Origin of the sequence: Rhodococcus sp. 105337 (assembly GCF_012844225.1) — a bacterium.
Classification (GTDB): Bacteria; Actinomycetota; Actinomycetes; order Mycobacteriales; family Mycobacteriaceae; genus Rhodococcus.
The window spans coordinates 34569-52967 of sequence record NZ_JABAGQ010000001.1 but is presented as its reverse complement, the minus strand read 5'-3'; the positions used below and the strand labels follow the sequence as shown (position 1 = coordinate 52967).

The window sequence follows — 18399 nt, the reverse complement described above, 5'->3', positions numbered from 1 at the left end:
TCGGCTGCTCGCACAACTGTGTCGGTCCCGTAAAGGCCGGCTGACAACACAAGAACATGGGTCCGCACAAAAGGACCGACACTAGCTACGAGCGGGGTTACCTGTGGCACAGGAAGTGCTGACCGACCTGAACAAGGTCCGCAACATCGGCATCATGGCGCACATCGATGCCGGCAAGACCACCACGACAGAGCGCATCCTCTTCTACACCGGTGTGAACTACAAGATCGGTGAAACCCACGACGGTGCTTCGACCACCGACTGGATGGAGCAGGAGAAGGAGCGTGGTATCACCATCACCTCCGCCGCCGTCACCTGTTTCTGGAACAACAACCAGATCAACATCATCGATACGCCCGGCCACGTCGACTTCACGGTCGAGGTCGAGCGGTCCCTGCGCGTCCTCGACGGCGCCGTTGCCGTCTTCGACGGCAAGGAAGGCGTCGAGCCCCAGTCCGAGCAGGTCTGGCGCCAGGCTGCCAAGTACGACGTTCCGCGCATCTGCTTCGTCAACAAGATGGACAAGATGGGCGCGGACTTCTTCTTCACCGTGCAGACCATCATCGACCGTCTCGGCGCGAAGCCGCTGGTCCTGCAGCTCCCGATCGGTGCCGAGGATGCCTTCGACGGCGTCGTCGACCTGGTCGAGATGCGTGCGCTGACCTGGCGTGGCGTCACCGAGATCGGCACTCCGCCGACGATCGAGGAGATCCCCGCCGATCTCGTCGAGCTGGCTGCGGAATACCGCGAGAAGCTTCTCGAGACGGTTGCCGAGTCCGACGAAGAGCTCATGGAGAAGTACTTCGGCGGTGAAGAGCTCACGGTCGACGAGATCAAGGGCGCCATCCGCAAGCTCACCGTGGCCTCCGAGCTGTACCCGGTCATCTGTGGCACCGCGTTCAAGAACAAGGGCATCCAGCCCATGCTCGACGCTGTCATCGACTACCTGCCGACTCCGCTGGACATCGGCGAGGTCGAGGGTCACAAGCTGAACGACGAGGAGACCATCCTCACTCGTAAGCCGAGCAAGGACGAGCCGTTCTCGGCTCTCGCGTTCAAGATCGCGGCGCACCCGTTCTTCGGCAAGCTCACCTTCGTGCGCGTCTACTCGGGTCGTATCGATCCGGGTGCCCAGGTGCTCAACGCCACCAAGGGCAAGAAGGAGCGCATCGGCAAGCTCTTCCAGATGCACGCCAACAAGGAGAACCCGGTCGACGAGGCCGTGGCCGGCCACATCTACGCGATGATCGGCCTGAAGGACACCACGACCGGTGACACCCTGTGCGACCAGGCGAACCCGATCGTCCTCGAGTCGATGACGTTCCCGGACCCGGTCATCCAGGTCTCGATCGAGCCGAAGACCAAGTCCGACCAGGAGAAGCTGGGCACCGCGATCCAGAAGCTCGCCGAAGAGGACCCGACCTTCTCGGTCGAGCTCGACGAGGAGACCGGCCAGACCGTCATCGGCGGTATGGGCGAGCTCCACCTCGACATCCTCGTCGACCGCATGCGTCGCGAGTTCAAGGTCGAGGCGAACGTCGGCAAGCCGCAGGTCGCGTACCGCGAGACGATCACCAAGCCGGTCGAGAAGCTCGAGTTCACGCACAAGAAGCAGACCGGTGGCTCGGGCCAGTTCGCGAAGGTCATCATCGCCCTCGCGCCGTTCCGCGGCGAAGACGGCGCGACCTACGAGTTCGAGAACAAGGTCTCCGGCGGTCGTGTGCCCCGCGAGTACATCCCGTCGGTCGACGCGGGTGCACAGGACGCGATGCAGTACGGCGTGCTCGCCGGCTACCCGCTGGTGAACGTCAAGGTCACGCTCCTCGACGGTGCGTACCACGACGTCGACTCGTCCGAAATGGCGTTCAAGATCGCCGGCTCGCAGGCCCTGAAGGAAGCGGCTCGCAAGGCTGCTCCGGTCATCCTCGAACCGCTCATGGCTGTCGAGGTCACCACCCCCGAGGATTACATGGGTGAAGTGATCGGCGACCTCAACTCCCGCCGTGGCCAGATTCAGGCCATGGAGGAACGCAGTGGTGCCCGTGTCGTGAAGGCGCTGGTTCCGCTCTCGGAGATGTTCGGTTACATCGGTGACCTTCGGTCGAAGACCCAGGGCCGCGCGAACTTCTCCATGGTGTTCGATTCCTACGCAGAGGTTCCGTCGAACGTCTCGAAGGAAATCATCGCCAAGGCGACCGGCGAGTAGCCTTCGGGTTATCCCCTCGGTCACCTGCACGACCAAGTAATACAAACCGCACTGCTGCATACTGCAAGCAACAACAGTCCAGGAGGACATTCCAGTGGCTAAGGCGAAGTTCGAGCGGACCAAGCCGCACGTGAACATCGGCACCATCGGTCACGTCGACCATGGCAAGACCACCACGACGGCCGCCATCACCAAGGTGCTGGCAGACAAATTCCCGGACCTGAACGAGAGCTTCGCGTTCGACCAGATCGACAAGGCTCCCGAGGAGAAGGCTCGTGGCATCACGATCAACATCTCCCACGTGGAGTACCAGACCGAGAAGCGTCACTACGCGCACGTCGACGCCCCGGGTCACGCGGACTACATCAAGAACATGATCACGGGTGCCGCCCAGATGGACGGCGCAATCCTGGTCGTGGCTGCAACCGACGGCCCGATGCCCCAGACGCGTGAGCACGTGCTGCTCGCTCGCCAGGTCGGCGTGCCGTACATCCTCGTCGCGCTGAACAAGGCCGACATGGTCGACGACGAGGAAATCCTCGAGCTCGTCGAGATGGAGGTCCGCGAGCTCCTCGCTTCGCAGGAGTTCGACGAGAACGCTCCCGTCGTCCCGATCTCTGCTCTCAAGGCACTCGAGGGTGACGAGAAGTGGGTTCAGTCGATCGTCGACCTCATGCAGGCCGTCGACGACTCCATCCCGGACCCGGTCCGCGAGACCGACAAGCCGTTCCTCATGCCCGTCGAGGACGTCTTCACGATCACCGGCCGCGGCACGGTCGTCACCGGCCGTATCGAGCGTGGCGTTGTCAACGTCAACGAAGAGGTCGAGATCGTCGGCATCAAGGAGACCTCGACCAAGACCACGGTCACCGGTATCGAGATGTTCCGCAAGCTGCTCGATCAGGGCCAGGCGGGCGACAACGTCGGCCTCCTCGTCCGCGGCATCAAGCGCGAGGACGTCGAGCGTGGCCAGGTCGTCGTCAAGCCCGGCACCACGACTCCCCACACGGAGTTCGAGGGCCAGGCTTACATCCTCAACAAGGAAGAGGGCGGCCGCCACACGCCGTTCTTCAACAACTACCGTCCGCAGTTCTACTTCCGTACCACGGACGTGACGGGCGTTGTTACCCTTCCCGAGGGCACCGAGATGGTTATGCCCGGTGACAACACCGAGATGTCCGTCAAGCTGATCCAGCCGATCGCCATGGACGAGGGCCTTCGCTTCGCTATCCGCGAGGGTGGTCGTACCGTCGGCGCCGGTCGCGTCACGAAGATCATCAAGTGAGCTAGTTCTCACTGACGCCAACGGCGTCCACCCTTCGGGGTGGACGCCGTTCGGCGTTTCAGGACCGGTGGGCGATGCGGCCGGCGGGTGCCGTCAGTCGTGTTCGGAATGCGGCGGATCGAGATGCAGCAGCACCTGCGTCGCCACCCTGGCACCGCCGAGTGCGCACGCGGCGCGTTCCGCGGTGTCCTCGGCGTGCGCGGTGAACTCGGCGACGTCGATTCCCGGCTCGGCATGCACGACCACCGACAGCGTGGGCAGGTGACGTTCCACCACCGCGCGGCCGCGCGCCGACCGCACGCCCGGAAGCCCGGCGAGTTCGCGTGCCACGCCCTCCGCGACCGGGCCCAGTTCCACACCGAGCGTCGCGTCCGTCACCTCGTCGAACAGTTGCACCGTCGAGGTGCGACGGCGCGACAGATTCACCACGAGCAGGACGATGCCGATCGCGGCTCCCACGGCGAACACGGTCCACAGTGCGGGCGTCCACCAGTCCTGATCGGGAACGTCGATGACGCGTGGCCGGTCGAGTTGCGAGAGCCGGTCCCGCGCGAGGGGCACTTCCCACAGCCAGGCGAGCGCGAAGGCGCCGATTCCGAGCAGGGCGAAGCCCGTCACAAGCGCGAAGAAACGGTTGGCCAGCACCGTACGGAGTTTCATCGGCGCGTTCCTCCCACGGCGTTCGCCCGCGTCTCTGCGGGGGTGATCTTCACGATCAGTGGAAGGGGATCGGCGAGCAGCGAGAGATTCGGTTCGACCTCGGCACGCACGGTCGCGGTGAGTTCGGCGACCGGTACTTCGGGGTCGGCGACTATCCGTACCACCGCGCGCCGGCGATCGACCACAGTCCGCGCGGTGCGTACACCGGGGAGCGCCGACGCCCGGGCACTGCACATGCGGGCGACGTCGGTACGCCGCATCCACACCGTGTCGACGGGACCGGAGACTCGGAGCGGCAGGTGGGTGCGTCGCCGTGGCTTGATCGCCGCGAACAGCAGCGCGGCACCGAGCAGCACGAGCACCGCGGCCACCGGACCGATCCACGGTTCCCAGTGCAGCCTGCCGAACCACTCGAACGCGTTGCGGAGCCACGGCGCTCCGGCGTAGGTGCCGCGCACGATGAGAAGCTCGCGGGCGGCGACGAACGAGAGTCCGAGCGCACCGATCGCGATGAGCGCCGCGGCCGGCGCCGCCGCCGGGGTCGCGAGCGGGGGCAGCGGTTGCACGACCGGTATCCGTGCGCGGGATTCGGTGTGAGCGACGATGTCCGATTCGAGGTACTCGACAGGCACGGATTGCTCGGCCGGTTCGTCGTCGTGTGCCTGGGGCGTCGCGGCGACGAGGACGTTCAGTTCGGTGACGTGCAGGCCCGTGTAGTCGTGCAGGTGACGCGCGACGGCGTCGTGCACCCTCCGCGTCAGTGCCGCTGCGTCGTAAGGCCATTCGGCGGCGATGAAGAGATTCACCGCGACCGCCCGTCCGCCGGTGGTCACATCGGCACGAGGAAGTTCCCGGCCCGTGAGCAGACTCAGGTTGCCGGTGTGCCGGACCACGCCGGGAACCTGGAGTGCGGCCGACGCGGCGATGCGTTCGACTGCGCGGTCCTTGATGACGAGGGTGCCGCGGTTCCCGACCGTGTCGATGTCGTCGAGCGTGGAGCCCGGCAGTGGCCCGGTCTCCGTGGGGACGCCATCAGCCACGGCCGCGGCTCCGCAGAATCGCACCGAGGTCGAGCAGACCGTCCCGGTGTGCACCGATTGCGGCACCGAGCGCGCCGAGAAGGACCGCGAACAGCAGTCCGCTGACGCCCCCGAATATCCCGGCAAGAGCGAGGAGGAGACCGGCGATCAGGCCGACCGCGGTGTTGCCGGTGGGAGTGTGGTTCACGGGGACACCTGTTTCTGTTCGAGGTGGACGTCTTCGATCGTCACATGCACCGGAGGGCCGACGACCGCTTCGACGAGCGCTCGCACGGTGTCGGCGAGGGCCGGCAGATCGGCGGGGTATTCCGCGGTGATGTGCACGGCGCACCCCTCGGGTGCTAGCCGGATCCCGGGGATCCGGCGTCCCGGCAGGTAGGTCGCGACCGATCCGAACGGGCCGCTGTTGAGCCCGGCGACGCCTGCGACACCCCTGACGATCTCGGCGACGAGGTCTGCGACCTCGGGGTCGGGATGCGTACGGGGGTCCGCGCCGGGAGACGAGGTCACTGCACTCGAGGCTTGAGCTCGTCGGCTGCTGCCGCCTCGTCGTACAGCACCACGTCGAAGACGGTGATGTTGACTTCCGTGACCTCGAGACCGGTCATCCGTTCGACGGCCGTGATCACGTTGTGCCGGATCGCGATCGCCAGCTCGTGGAGCGCCACGCCGTATTCCGCGACGATGCCGATGTCGATCGCCGCCTGTTTCTCGCCGACCTCGACCGCGACGCCCTGCCCGTGGTTGATTCGTGCTCCCGGGATGCGGTCGCGCAAGGCGCCCACCACCCGGGCGGTCCCTGCCCCGACGTCGAACACGCCGCTGACCTCGCGTGTCGCGATGCCTGCGATCTTGGCGACCACCGCGTCGGCGATGATCGTCCGACCCTGGCTGTCGAGGGGACCGGAGAACGAACCGGTACCGAACTGGATGCGGCTGATTCCTGCGCCGCTGTCGCTGGTCATGAGTGCTCCTCGTGCCGTGTGGGTCGTGGGGAACGTGCGGGCCGTGCGTTGTCCATCATTATCCGCCCGGTGAGGGTGATATGCCGGGCAGGACCGCCACCGTGTTGTGCTGCGGGGTATTTCGGTGTTGCCGGGATCGGCGCGCTGTTCAGCCCTGTACGTGCGTTTGGTATGAAGAGTGCACGCACACGGGTGGCAGAGGTCACGCCGCGATGAGGAGGATGTACCAGGTGGCAGTCGAACGGATCGTAATAGCAGGAGCCGGACTCGCGGGTGTGCGAACCGCGGAGGAGTTGCGACGCGCGGGGTACGAGGGCGAGATCGTTCTGCTCGACGACGAGGGCCACCTGCCCTACGACCGGCCCCCGCTGTCGAAGGATGTCATCCGCGGCGAGCGGGAGGACACCACGCTGCGCCCGGCCGAGTTCTTCGACGAGCAGCGCATCGACCTGCGGCTCGGCGCCGCCGCACGCTCGGTCGACACCGACGCCCGCACCGTGACACTCGCCGACGGCACCGAACTCGCCTACGACGAGCTGGTCGTCGCCACGGGTCTGCGAGCACGGCGCATCCCGGGCCTGCCCGATCTCGACGGCGTCCACGTCCTGCGGTCGGTGGACGACAGCCGCGCCTTGCGGGCCGCGATCGTCCCCGGCGTGCGGGCATTGGTCGTCGGCGCCGGATTCATCGGATGCGAGGTCACCGCCAGCCTGCGGGCACTGGGCGTCGACGTCGTCCTGCTCGAGCCGCAGCCGACGCCGCTCGCGTCGGTGCTCGGCACCGAGGTCGGTTCCCTCGTGGCACGACTGCATACCGACGCCGGAGTCGACCTGCGTGCAGGAGTCGGGCTCGCCGAACTGCGCGGCGACGGCCACGTCACCTCTGCCGTGCTCGGGGACGGCACCGAGATCGACGTGGATCTCGTCGTGCTGGGTATCGGATCGGTGCCTGTCACCGAGTGGCTCGAGGGCTCGGGGATCGAACTGGACAACGGGGTCGTGTGCGACGACACGGGCAAGGCGTCCGCGCCGCACGTCTGGGCCGTCGGCGACGTCGCGTCGTGGCAGGTTCCCGGTGGTGCCCGCAAACGTGTCGAGCACTGGACCAGTGCGGGCGAGCAGGCCACCGTGCTCGCGAAGAAGATCGTCACGGGGGAGTCCGGGGGCGCCCGCCAGGTGCCCTACTTCTGGAGCGACCAGTACGACATCAAGATCCAGGGCCTGGGTGCGGTTCGCGCCGACGACACCGTGCACGTGGTGCGCGACGACGGACGGAAGTTCCTCGCGTACTACGAGCGTGAGGGCCGCCTCGTCGGTGTCGTCGGTGGCGGGCTGCCCGCGCAGGTGATGAAGACCCGGATGAAGATCGCCGCCGGCGCGCCCATCGAGGAGTTGCTCGCGGCCGTGTGAGCACTCGAAGCCGTATGCCTGAACACCGCCGCGACCGGGAAGGGCTAGATTCGTAGGGTGATCGTTGCGCTCATCGACTCGGGATTCGGTCTGCTGCCGACTGCTGCGTGGCTGCGCCGGATGCGTCCGGATCTCGACTTGCTGCTGTCGATGGACCCGGAGTGCGCTCCCTGGGGGCCGAAACCGGCCGACTGGGTGTCCGACCGGGTGGTGACCACCGCCCGGCGCGCCGTCGACCGCGGCGCCGACGCGGTGGTGCTGCCGTGCAACACGGCGTCGGTGACCGCGCTGGACGACGTGCGCGCCGCGCTCGGTGACGATGTTCCCGTGATCGGAACCGTGCCCGCGATCAAGCCTGCCGCGGCCGTGTGCACGTCGGTGGCGATCTGGGCGACGGCCGCGACGACCGCGAGTCGTTACCAGGCCGACCTCATCGAGAAGTTCGGGAACGGCAGCGAGGTCGTGGGCGTCGCATGTCACGGACTCGCCGACGCCATCGACCGGGGTGACCGGGAAGGCGCCGACCGGGCGATCGCCGATGCCGCGGCGCGCACTCCGGACGACGTCGAGGGCATCGTCCTCGGCTGCACCCACTACCCCCTGGTGGCGGACTCGATCCTCGCCCGGTTTCCGGAGGGTGTGCGCTTGTTCGACAGCGCCGAAGCGGTCGCCAGGCAGACGCTGCGTCGTATCGCCGACCTCGATGCGGACGAGCCGGGCACCCGCGAGTTCGGCGACCGTTCCGGAGCCTCCGGGCGCGTCGAGGTGTACCTCAGCGGTAAGCGCGGAGCGCTCCCGCCCGGAGCGGAGGCGTTCGCCGCTGGACGGGAACTGCTCGCTGCCGCGACTGCGAGGTAGAAGCATCAGGTTCCGCACTACGTGGGCCGTCCGGACACGTGCGGCGCCGGCGAGACCGTAGGCTCGGGCCGTGACCGACGACCTGTCCGCAAAGGACGTTCGCGCGGCGCTCGACGCCCTCGGCGATCCTGACGGAGCCGCCGGGATGGGACGCTTCTTCAAGACCGGGCCCGGCGAGTACGGCGAGGGCGACGTCTTTCTGGGACTGCGGGTGCCGCAGACCCGTGCCGTGGTCCGGAAGTTCCGCGACCTGCCGATCGAGGAGTCGCGTCTTCTTCTGGACAGCGCTGTCCACGAACACCGTCTCGCCGGCCTGCTGATCCTCGTGGACAGGTATACGCGCGACCCGGTCTCACGTCGCCGGGTGGTCGAGGTATACCTCGACGCTCTCCGCTGCGGACGGGTGAACAACTGGGATCTCGTCGACGCCTCGTCCGATCACATCGTGGGTGAATGGATCCACGCGAATCCGGCCGATGCCGGGTTGCTCACGACGCTGGTCGACGACCCCGACCTGTGGCGGCGACGTGCCGGGCTGCTCGCCACGTTCGCCTTCGTCAAGAGGGGAGAGGCCGGCCCGACGCTCATGATGGCCGAGCGTGTCCTCGACGACCGCCGGGATCTGATCCAGAAGGCGGCAGGCTGGATGCTGCGTGAGGTCGGCAAACGCGTGGATCGGGACGCCCTGCTCGACTTTCTCGAGCGTCACGCGGCCGCGATGGGCCGGACGGCACTGAGTTACGCCACCGAGCATCTCGACGCGGAGGAACGCGCCCGGCTCCGCGGGTTGCGCTGACGAGACGTGAGCGGCACCCGGCGATGCCGGCCACGCCTCGACGTGCGGCTCAGAACTCGATCTTGAGGTGGTCGGTGACCGGACGTGCCTGGCATCCCAGGATGTAGCCCGCCTCGATGTCCTCCGGGTCGAGCACGTCGCAGTTCTCCATCTCGACCTTGCCTTCGAGGACGGTGCACGCGCACGATCCGCACTCGCCCTCCTGGCAGGAGTAGGGAACGTCGATGCCCTTGGCGAGCATGATGTCGACGAGCGTCTGCTTGCGGGGCCAGGTCAGGTTGTGGACCTCACCGTCGAGTTCGACCTCGACGGTCGCCGCGTCCGCGGCTTCTTCGTCGCTGACCTCGACGGGCGCGTGGTCGGCGAAGGGATCGCCGGACAACGAGTTGAACACTTCGGCGTGGACCTGAGTCCGCGCCATCCCGATGCTCGAGAGCGCCTGATGCACGGTGTCCATGAACGGTCCCGGCCCGCACATGAACGCCTCACGATCGGAGTACGGCGCTGCGAGTGTTGCGAGCTGGTCGGCGCTGGGAAGACCCTGCACGGATTCGAGCCAGTGGACGACGGTCAATCGGGTCGGGTACTTCTCGGCGAGCATCCGCAGTTCCTCGGCGAAGATGACCGATGCTTCGTCACGGTTGGCGTAGATCAGCGCGACCTTGCCCGATCCCTGCGTCAGCGCGGACTTGAGGATCGCGATGACGGGGGTGATACCGCTGCCTGCCCCGAACAGCACGAAGTCGTGGTCGAAGGACTTGGGGGTGAACACCCCGGCGGGCGGCAGAACCTCGAGGGTGTCGCCCACCGCGACGGTGTCGCAGAGCCAGTTCGACCCGTAGCCGTCGGACGTGCGCTTGACGGTGACCTTGGGGGCATCGTCGGTGTGCGGTGAACTCGCGAGGGAGTAGCAGCGCGCCACCGAGCCGGTGCGCTCGCTGGGAATCCGCAGGGTGAGGAACTGGCCCGGCTTGTACGCGAACTTGTCGCGGAGTTCGTCGGGGACGGCGAAGACGATCGACTTCGCGTCGGCGGTTTCCTCGACGACGGCGGAGACGGTGAGTACCACCGATCGCGAGCCGTGGGGCACCTCGACAGTCGTCATGGCGTGTGTCGTCCTCTCGTGCATACCGTGCGGGAGCAGTGGCGCCACCCCGGGTGTTCCCGTTCCGGGATGTTCTGGAACACCCCGAAATCTAGAACCCGTTCTAGTTAAGGGTAGCAGCCTGTTGTAGCCCCAGAAACGGTACCGGGTGCGCCCGAGGGCACCCCCGCCTGTCCCGCACAGTGGGCACTTCTGCCTCGACCGGGTGTCCCGAGGCCTTCCGCTGCCGCGTTGGTCCTGCGCGTCGTGCACGGCTCTCGATCCGGCCCGATGCGGCCGCACCCGGCGGCGAGTGCGGCCGCATCGGGCGGATGATCAGGCGCTGGCCTTCGCGAGAAGCTCTTCGATCCGGTCGTAACAGTCGCGCGTGCCCTCCTCCCATCCGGAGGACGCCATCCCGTCGCGTGCTTCGAGGCTCGGATACACGCTGTGGCCGCTGAGCTTGCTGCGGCCGTTGCCGAGATCCTCGAAGGTCATGAACTCGATGCTCACGATGTCGCGGAATTGATCGAATTCGAAGGTCTGGATGGCGAATTCGTTCTCCCGCACGGTGTGGAACACGCCCGAGAAGGTGTACGAACCGCTGTCGTCGCTGTGGGTGTACCGATACGAGCCACCGCTACGGAAGTCGTAGTGGTCGATGTCCATGGACACCCCGCGCGGCCCCAGCCACTGGGCGACGAGAGCCGGATCCTGATGCGCCCGGAAGATTTCGGAGACGGGATAGTCGAACTCGCGCTCGTAGTCGATGAACGGAACGCCGTCCGGAACGTTGATGTGCAGTGGGTTGCTCATGACGATGCCTCTCGCAGGGAGCGGGATCACCCCGGTGGGGGGTCTGTGGTGTCGGCCGTGTCCCCGGCCAGCACAGAGTCGAGGCTGCGGAACTGCTGTTCCTTGGTCAACCGATACCGGTCGATCCAGGAAGTCAGCGCCTCCAACTGTGCGGGATTCAGGTGAACGGGGCGGCGCTGGGCATCGCGGGTGCGCGTGACGAGCCCGGCTTGCTCGAGTACCTGAATGTGCTTCGAGATCGCCTGGGTGGTGATCGCGAAGGGTTCCGCGAGTTCGTTGACAGTGGCGGGACCCCGGCTGAGCCGGGCGACGATGCGTCGGCGGATCGGATCGGAAAGGGCCATGAAGGCCCGGTCGAGTAGTTCGTCGTCCGCGTCGGCACCGTTCACCTGCCACCATCCTTATTCAACCTTTCGGTTGAATACACCATCCTCCGCAGGGAACAGCCCTGTCAAGACCCTTCCGGGCAGACTCCCGGTGCCGACAAATGGATGTCGCGTTTGCCCGGTGAATCCCGCGACCCCCGGCTACCGTCGTCAAGATGATCTCGGTGGGGAGAAATCGGTCGGGAATACGTGCCGCTGTGGCTGCGACGGCGGCACTCGTACTCGTGGGCGGATGTGCGTCGAGCACGGACGGTGATTCGGAGAACACCGCCGCGCCCGGGGCGGTGTGTGGAGCGACGCCCAACGGCACGCCGTTGACCGGTGGAGCGCCGCCGGAGACCGGGGGTGGCGACATTTCCACCAACCCGGAAATCGCCACCGGCTACCGCAGCGACATGACCGCTGTGAGTACCGAATCGTTCGCGGTCTCCACCGCCAACCCGGTCTCCACCGAGGTGGCGTGCGAGGTCCTCCGCGACGGCGGGACGGCGGCCGATGCGCTCGTCGCGGCACAGATGGTGCTCGGACTCGTCGAACCGCAGTCGTCCGGTATCGGCGGCGGAGCGTTCCTGATGTACTACGACGCCGAATCCGGTGCGGTGCAGGCGTTCGACGGGAGGGAAACCGCCCCGAGTGCGGCCGACGAGAACTATCTTCGCTGGATCAGCGACACCGACCGCACCGAGCCCAAACCCGACGCTCGCGCGAGCGGACGGTCGATCGGCGTACCCGGTGTCCTGCGCATGCTCGAGTCGGTGCATGCCGAGTACGGAGACCGGGAGTGGCGGAGTCTGTTCGCTCCCGCCATCGATCTGGCCGACAGAGGCGTGACCGTCAGCGACCGGATGGCGCAATCCATTGCCGATTCCGCCCAGCAACTCGCGGTCGACGACGAGGCTCGCGCGTACTTCCTCGAGCCGGACGGCAGCCCCAAGGCCGTAGGCTCGACGCTGACCAATCCGGCGATGGCGAAGACCCTCGGCGCAATTGCCACCGACGGCGCCGACGCGTTCTATACCGGTGGCATCGCACAGTCGATCGTCGAGGCGACCGGAAGTACATCCGGTGGGCGAACACCGGGAATGCTCACGCTCGACGACCTCGCCTCGTACGAGGCGAAGGAGCGCACGCCGCTGTGCACGCCCTACCGTGACCACGAGATTTGCGGGATGCCGAACCCGTCGTCCGGCGGCACCGCCGTCGCGGCCACTCTGGGCATCCTGGAGAACTTCGACCTCGCCGCACTGGGACCGTCCGAGGTCGACGCGAACGGGGGAGTGCCGAATGCCGAAGCGGTGCACCTGATTTCCGAGGCCGAGCGTCTCGCGTACGCCGACCGCGACAAGTACGTCGCGGATTCGGACTTCGTTCCGCTGCCCGGGGGATCGCTCGACACCTTGGTCGACCCCGAGTACCTCTCTCAGCGGGCGGCACTGATCGACCCGGGCAAGAGCATGGGCACCGCGCAGCCGGGCGATTTCGGACCGGTACCGCTCGGGGTGCCGCCGCAGAGTCCCGAGCACGGCACCAGCCACATCTCGGTCGCCGACAGTTACGGCAACGTGGCCGCCATGACGACGACCATCGAATCGGCGTTCGGGTCGTTCCACATGGTCGACGGCTTTCTCCTCAACAACCAGCTCACCGACTTCTCGGCGGAACCCACGGGCAAGGACGGGTTGCCGACCGCCAATCGGGTCGAGCCGGGAAAGCGTCCGCGCAGTTCGATGGCGCCGACGCTGGTGTTCGACAGGACATCCGACGGCCGACGAGGCGACCTGCAGATGGTTGTGGGGTCGCCCGGTGGATCGGTGATCATCCAGTTCGTCGTCAAAACGCTGGTCGGGATGCTGGACTGGGGGCTCGACCCGCAGCAAGCGATCTCGGCCGTGTCGTTCGGCGCGGCAAACACCCCGGCCACCGGCGTCGGGGGTGAACATCCCGCCGTCGACGCGTCCGACGACGGCGCGAAGGACCCGCTCGTGCAACAGCTTCGGGACAAGGGGCACGAGGTCTCCGTCGCGCCGCAGTCGAGCGGGTTGAGCGCGCTGCAGCGCGAAGAGACGGGTTGGATCGGAGGAGCCGATCCTCGGCGCGAGGGGGCGGTGATGGGCGATCCGGCACCGTGACTGCGCTCGTCCACCAGGAGCGAGCCCCGAGAACATGACATCCGTCGTCTCGGACTCGTGAGAGCGGGTATGTCGCTCGGGCCCGGTTGCGTGCACACTTCGACCATGGAACACACAGGTGCCCCGGCACTCGAACTGCGCGACGTCGTCAAGACCTTCCGTGCGCGGGGAGGGGAGGAGGCGCATGCGGTGTCGGGCCTCGACCTCACCGTCCGGCGCGGTGAGGTCATGGCTCTGCTCGGACCCAACGGCGCAGGGAAGACGACGACGCTCGACATGGTTCTCGGGCTGACGACTCCGACCTCGGGATCGGTTGCCGTGTTCGGTGCACCTCCGCGGCAGGCCGTCCGCGATGGCCGAGTCTCCGCCGTCCTGCAGACCGGCGGACTGCTACGCGATCTCACGGTGCGTGAAACCGTGCGCATCATCGCTTCGACTTTCGACACCCACCGCGACATCGACGACGTTCTCGACAGCGCCGGGCTCTCGGCACTCTCCCGCCGGATGGTGTCGAAGTGCTCGGGCGGAGAACAACAGCGGCTTCGTTTCGCACTCGCGCTGCTCCCGGACCCCGACCTGCTCGTTCTCGACGAACCGACCGCGGGAATGGATGTGGCCGCCCGCCGCGAGTTCTGGGCCACCATGCATGCCGAGGCCGACCGGGGCCGCACGATCGTGTTCGCAACCCACTATCTCGAAGAAGCGGACGCCTTCGCCGGTCGGATCGTCATGATGGCCGGAGGGCGGGTCGTGGCCGACGGGCCCACTGCCGAGATACGGGCTCGGGCCACCGGAAGGCTGGTCTCCGCAGAACTACCACCGGAGTCCCGAGACGACGCGCAGGCGGTCCTCGCGTCGACCCCGGGTGTCGCCGATATCTCCTGGGTCGGACCGAGAATCGAGGTCCGGACAACGGATTCCGATTCGGTGGCCCGTATTCTCCTCGTACGCTTCGACGCCCGCGACCTCGACATCGTCAGTGGCTCGCTCGAAACCGCCTTCCTCGCGCTGACACAGAAAGCAACGGCATGAACACCACTTTCGTCGGGCTGGAATTGCGGAGGACCTTCCGCGACTACGTCAATGTCTTCTTCATCGCGGTGCTGCCCGCGTTCTTCTACCTGATCTTCGGTGCGTCCCAGTCGTTCGCGACCGAGTCGGCCGGCAACGGCAACGTGGCGATGTACATCATGATTTCGATGGCTGCGTACGGCGCGGTGACCGCTACCACCGGCGTGGGCGGCACGGCAGCGGTCGAGCGGATGCAGGGCTGGGGCAGACAGTTGGGGCTGACCCCGCTCACCGACGCCTCGTATGTGGCGATGAAAGCAACGGTGGCCCTCGTGGTCGCGGCCATTCCGATCGGGCTGATCTTCGTCCTCGGAGTCTTCACCGGTGCGTCCGGCGACTCGAGTGCGTGGATCCTCAGCGCGGTGGCCGTGCTCGTCGGTGCCGCAGTGTTTTCCGTCTACGGTTTGGTCTTCGGTCTGGCCTTCCGATCGGAAGCCGCCGTCGGCGCTGCCGGCGGCAGCCTGGTAATCCTCGCGTTCCTCGGCAACATCTTCATTCCGCTGTCGGGCACGCTGCTCACCATCGCCAAGTTCACTCCGCTCTACGGCTATGTGTCGCTGGCGCGCTACCCCGTGACCGAAGGTGTGCTGATCGACCGCAGCGGAAACCCGCTGCCGTCCGAGCCGCTGTGGGTTCCGATCCTGAACCTGTCGGTGTGGGCGGTGATCTTCGTAGCGCTCGCGACCTGGCTGGTGCAGCGCGGACGTGGCCGGCAGTGACGGAATACGTCGAGGCGGTACGCCGAGTACGGCAGACCGGCGCGAAACCGGCCGTCGGGCGCCACCCGGACCCGCGCCACGGTTGACACCCTTCGGTCCTCGCCGCCACGCTGGAGCCAACGCTCCGGAGTGTTCACCCACCGAAAGGTGCGTCCATGCCCACCGTCGATCTCGCTGCAGGGCCGATTCACTACGTCGAACACGGTGACGGACCGGCCGTGGTCTTCTTGCACGGCCTGCTCATGAACCACACGGTGTGGGACGAGGTGATCGACCGGTTACCCGCCGGGTTCCGTTATGTGCGACCGGATCTACCGCTCGGTGCGCACCCCGAACCGATGCGTCCCGACGCGGATCTGAGCTTGCGCGGTCTGAACCGGATCGTGGCGGACTTTCTCGACGCGCTCGACCTGAACGACGTCACGCTGGTGCACAGTGATTGGGGCGGGGCTCTGTTCCTCACCGCGTACGGACTGGACGACCGCCTCGGCCGTCTGATCCTGCTGCCGTGCGAGGCCTTCGACAACTTCCCGCCGGGCCTGCCGGGCAAGATGGCGGTCCTTGCCACGCGTATCCCGGGTGGCCTGGCACTCGCGCTGCGGCAACTCAGGGTTTCGTGGCTGCGCAACACGCCGCCGTTGCTCGGCTGGATGGCCCGCACGCCCCTGCCCGACGACCTCGTCCGTACCTGGACCGAACCCGGACTCCGCAGCAAGGACATACGCCGTGATCTGCGCAAGTACGTCGCGACCCGCTTCACCGCAACCGAACTCGTCGCCGATACCGAAGCGCTGCAGCATTTCGCCGGTCCGGCGCTGGTGCTGTGGTCGTCGGCCGGCAAGGTCATGCCGCGCGGCCACGGGCGACGGCTCGCAAATCTGCTGCCGAACGGGACACTCGTCGAGGTCGACGACGCCTATGTGCTGTCGATGCTCGACCGGCCCGAGACGATCGCACAGGCGATGACGACGTTTCTCGTCGCGGAGCGCTCGTAAGTCACACGAGATCGACAGTCACACGAGATCGACGATCAGCCACCCGCCGTGGTGTTCGAATACCTCGTACCGAAAACCTGTCGTGCGTCCGAGCGCGTCGAGCGACGCGAGATCGAATGTCCGGATGTGCCCGTGACACGCGGTTGCCTCGTCCTCGAACGGCACCGCGACCACCACGCGTGCACGCGCGATGCGCAGCGCTTCGGCGAGAACGGCGGCTCCCGTCTCGTGGTCGACGTGCTCGAGCAGGTGGATCGCCGTGACGGTGTCCGCGCTGTCGTCGGGAACGGGCACTCCGGCCGCGTTGCAGACGAGGGTGTCCACAGCCAGGCCCAAACGGGGTGCGACCGCGTCGAGCAGTCGCATCGTGCCGGGGAGGATGTCGGTGGCGACCACGTCGAAGCCCGCTCCTGCGAGCCGCAACGGCAGGAACCCGAAACACGACCCGAGATCGAGCACGCGGCCTCGTGCCAACGTGGCGGCCTTGTCGTGGATCGGGGCGAACGCTGCTGTGCCGTCGAGCAGTTCGTTCAACGAGTTGCGGTAATAGGTGACCCACGACTCGAGAGCTCCGGGGACCGTCGAGCGGACGAGGCCGACCATCGTCAACTCGAACTCGTTCTGCCCGAACTCGGCGTCCTGGACAGATGCGGTCACGTCGGCGACGAGGCGTTCACTGAGCAGGTCGGGAGTGAGCGCGTGCGTCACGTGCAGTCCGTCGATGGTGCGGCGCAACCTGATCGGGCCGGAGGGCACCCGCTCGACGGTCACGTGGTCGTGTGTCCACCGGCCCGGTGGACATGGCGCGAGAGAATCCAGCACAGCCATTGTCTGTCAACCTCTTTCGAGTGGGGGAGTGCTCGGGCCGAGTCCTTCGGAGAGTGTGAGCATTCCTGTTCCGAGCAGGTCACGCAGGTCCGAGTCGGCGTCGGTGAGCCACTGCTCGTAGGACGCGACCGCGACGCCCAGCACGAGGTAGGCGACGGTCCTCGGGATGTGGTCGTCGGCGCGGGCACCGGTGTGGCGCGCGACGAACTCGGCGATTGCCGCGCGCCACCCCTGGTACATCACCGACGAGTACCCCTGGAGGGCGGGAGTGCGCAGGATCAGTTCCATGCGGGCGCGATGCCGCTCGTTCTCGGATGCCGGAAAGGTGTTGAAGTCGAGTAGTGCGGCGGTGAGCGCGTCCGCGAGCGAATCGTCCGGCGGGACCTCTGCGAGTCGTCGGCGCATCTGTTCGAGCTGGCCGTCGAAGTCACCCCACGCGACCGCATTCTTCGAGGGGAAGTACCGGAAGAAGGTGCGCCGCGCGATGCCCGCCGCCTCGGCGATGTCGTCGACGCTGGTCTCGTCGAAGCCGCGGGTGCGGAAGAGTTCGATGCCGACCGCCGCCAGCGATTCTCTCGTGGTGGAGGGGCGCCGGCCGGTCCGGGTGGACGGCTCTCGGCGGTCAGGCATATTTCCCTCGATCCATGGATGACATTCTGCACTCGATGCCATTACAGTGGTGAACCGAGTCACAACGCTAGCCCTGTTGTGACGTGGACTCCACATGTGGAGTGAAAATTCGAGGAGGAATCATGTCCGATCGCGACAACGCGGTGATCGAGTCCGAGCTGATCGAGGAGTCCCTCGTGGAAGAGGTCTCGATCGACGGCATGTGCGGCGTCTACTGATCATGTCCGCCCCCGGAGCCACCGCCGTGGCGACCACACAGTTCGACCCGGGCGCCACGTGGCGGCTCCACCCGCAGGTAGCGCTTCGCCCCGAGCCTTTCGGGGCGTTGCTCTACCACTTCGGCACCCGCAAACTGTCGTTCCTGAAGAACACCGTCATCGTCGACGTCGTCCGGTCCCTCGACCACCACGCGTCGGTGCGGGAGGCCTTGCGCGCCCATGGAATCGACGAGAGCGCCGAGCGGCCCTATGTGCGTGCCCTCGGCACGCTGGCCGACTCGCACATGATCGTGCCCGCCTGACG

The 18399-nt window shown here is 66.8% G+C and carries 21 protein-coding genes; 11 read left to right on the top strand and 10 right to left on the bottom strand.

The window, feature by feature from the left end:
• Positions 1-103: 103 nt before the first annotated feature.
• Together fusA and tuf are read left to right on the top strand one after the other, a co-directional pair.
• Positions 104-2206 carry an elongation factor G gene (gene fusA / locus HF886_RS00215; RefSeq protein WP_169619524.1) on the top strand — a complete coding sequence of 701 codons (2103 nt, stop codon included), beginning with the start codon at positions 104-106 and terminating at the stop codon, positions 2204-2206.
• 94 nt (positions 2207-2300) lie between these two features.
• The gene (tuf, locus tag HF886_RS00210) at positions 2301-3491 is read left to right on the top strand and encodes an elongation factor Tu (RefSeq protein ID WP_169651244.1); all 1191 of its coding nucleotides are present in this window, start codon (positions 2301-2303) and stop codon (positions 3489-3491) included.
• A 93-nt stretch (positions 3492-3584) separates the two neighbouring features.
• On the opposite strand, the gene HF886_RS00205 is transcribed toward tuf, so the two are convergent.
• Genes HF886_RS00205 through HF886_RS00185 form a run of 5 tightly spaced genes read right to left on the bottom strand, consistent with a single transcriptional unit; the run spans position 3585 to position 6156 of the window.
• Positions 3585-4151: a hypothetical protein gene (locus HF886_RS00205; protein ID WP_169619526.1), complete on the bottom strand. Its 567-nt coding sequence runs from the start codon at positions 4149-4151 to the stop codon at positions 3585-3587.
• On the bottom strand, positions 4148-5191 hold the full coding sequence (locus tag HF886_RS00200; protein WP_169651243.1) for an Asp23/Gls24 family envelope stress response protein: 1044 nt from the start codon (positions 5189-5191) through the stop codon (positions 4148-4150). Before HF886_RS00200 ends, HF886_RS00205 begins: the two co-directional genes overlap by 4 nt.
• Positions 5184-5378 carry a DUF2273 domain-containing protein gene (locus HF886_RS00195; RefSeq protein WP_169619528.1) on the bottom strand — a complete coding sequence of 65 codons (195 nt, stop codon included), beginning with the start codon at positions 5376-5378 and terminating at the stop codon, positions 5184-5186. The genes HF886_RS00200 and HF886_RS00195 overlap by 8 nt, the downstream gene beginning before the upstream one ends.
• A complete protein-coding gene (locus tag HF886_RS00190) occupies positions 5375-5701 on the bottom strand; it encodes a hypothetical protein (RefSeq protein ID WP_346765264.1) in 327 nt (108 codons plus the stop codon). Before HF886_RS00190 ends, HF886_RS00195 begins: the two co-directional genes overlap by 4 nt.
• Complete coding sequence (locus HF886_RS00185) at positions 5698-6156, bottom strand: Asp23/Gls24 family envelope stress response protein (protein WP_169619529.1); 459 nt, start codon at positions 6154-6156, stop codon at positions 5698-5700. The genes HF886_RS00190 and HF886_RS00185 overlap by 4 nt, the downstream gene beginning before the upstream one ends.
• 230 nt (positions 6157-6386) lie before the next feature.
• Here HF886_RS00185 and HF886_RS00180 point away from each other — a divergent pair, with 230 nt between their 5' ends.
• The 3 genes from HF886_RS00180 (at position 6387) to HF886_RS00170 (ending at position 9219) form a co-directional block, all read left to right on the top strand.
• Complete coding sequence (locus HF886_RS00180) at positions 6387-7565, top strand: FAD-dependent oxidoreductase (protein WP_346765038.1); 1179 nt, start codon at positions 6387-6389, stop codon at positions 7563-7565.
• A 57-nt stretch (positions 7566-7622) separates the two neighbouring features.
• A complete protein-coding gene (locus tag HF886_RS00175; protein ID WP_169651242.1) occupies positions 7623-8423 on the top strand; it encodes an aspartate/glutamate racemase family protein in 801 nt (266 codons plus the stop codon).
• Positions 8424-8493: 70 nt separating this feature from the next.
• Positions 8494-9219 (top strand): DNA alkylation repair protein, encoded by a 726-nt coding sequence (locus tag HF886_RS00170; protein WP_169651241.1) that lies wholly within the window; start codon positions 8494-8496, stop codon positions 9217-9219.
• A 49-nt stretch (positions 9220-9268) separates the two neighbouring features.
• Here HF886_RS00170 and HF886_RS00165 read toward each other — a convergent pair whose 3' ends face one another.
• The 3 genes from HF886_RS00165 to HF886_RS00155 form a co-directional block, all read right to left on the bottom strand.
• Positions 9269-10324, bottom strand: a complete 1056-nt coding sequence (locus HF886_RS00165) for a ferredoxin--NADP reductase (protein WP_169619537.1) — start codon at positions 10322-10324, stop codon at positions 9269-9271.
• Between the two features lie 315 nt (positions 10325-10639).
• Positions 10640-11119 carry an SRPBCC family protein gene (locus HF886_RS00160; protein WP_169619538.1) on the bottom strand — a complete coding sequence of 160 codons (480 nt, stop codon included), beginning with the start codon at positions 11117-11119 and terminating at the stop codon, positions 10640-10642.
• A 26-nt stretch (positions 11120-11145) separates the two neighbouring features.
• The gene (locus tag HF886_RS00155; protein WP_169619629.1) at positions 11146-11463 is read right to left on the bottom strand and encodes a metalloregulator ArsR/SmtB family transcription factor; all 318 of its coding nucleotides are present in this window, start codon (positions 11461-11463) and stop codon (positions 11146-11148) included.
• 197 nt (positions 11464-11660) lie between these two features.
• On the opposite strand from HF886_RS00155, the gene ggt reads away from it, so the two are divergent.
• From ggt to HF886_RS00135, 4 genes are all read left to right on the top strand, one after another.
• Positions 11661-13634, top strand: a complete 1974-nt coding sequence (ggt, locus tag HF886_RS00150) for a gamma-glutamyltransferase (RefSeq protein ID WP_169651240.1) — start codon at positions 11661-11663, stop codon at positions 13632-13634.
• Between the two features lie 105 nt (positions 13635-13739).
• On the top strand, positions 13740-14666 hold the full coding sequence (locus HF886_RS00145) for an ABC transporter ATP-binding protein (RefSeq protein WP_169651239.1): 927 nt from the start codon (positions 13740-13742) through the stop codon (positions 14664-14666).
• Entirely contained in the window at positions 14663-15424 is a 762-nt protein-coding gene (locus HF886_RS00140; protein ID WP_169651238.1) for an ABC transporter permease, read from the top strand. Before HF886_RS00145 ends, HF886_RS00140 begins: the two co-directional genes overlap by 4 nt.
• Positions 15425-15579: 155 nt before the next feature.
• A complete protein-coding gene (locus tag HF886_RS00135) occupies positions 15580-16419 on the top strand; it encodes an alpha/beta hydrolase (protein ID WP_169651237.1) in 840 nt (279 codons plus the stop codon).
• An 18-nt stretch (positions 16420-16437) separates the two neighbouring features.
• Here HF886_RS00135 and mftM read toward each other — a convergent pair whose 3' ends face one another.
• Both mftM and mftR read right to left on the bottom strand, forming a co-directional pair.
• Positions 16438-17247 (bottom strand): mycofactocin oligosaccharide methyltransferase MftM, encoded by an 810-nt coding sequence (gene mftM, locus HF886_RS00130; RefSeq protein WP_169619542.1) that lies wholly within the window; start codon positions 17245-17247, stop codon positions 16438-16440.
• A 6-nt stretch (positions 17248-17253) separates the two neighbouring features.
• Entirely contained in the window at positions 17254-17877 is a 624-nt protein-coding gene (mftR, locus tag HF886_RS00125) for a mycofactocin system transcriptional regulator (RefSeq protein WP_169619543.1), read from the bottom strand.
• Between the two features lie 122 nt (positions 17878-17999).
• Here mftR and mftA point away from each other — a divergent pair, with 122 nt between their 5' ends.
• Positions 18000-18095, top strand: coding sequence for a mycofactocin precursor MftA (gene mftA / locus HF886_RS00120; RefSeq protein WP_068159438.1), 96 nt, complete (start codon positions 18000-18002; stop codon positions 18093-18095).
• A gap of 2 nt (positions 18096-18097) precedes the next feature.
• Positions 18098-18397, top strand: coding sequence for a mycofactocin biosynthesis chaperone MftB (gene mftB, locus HF886_RS00115; protein WP_169619544.1), 300 nt, complete (start codon positions 18098-18100; stop codon positions 18395-18397).
• Positions 18398-18399 lie beyond the last annotated feature (2 nt).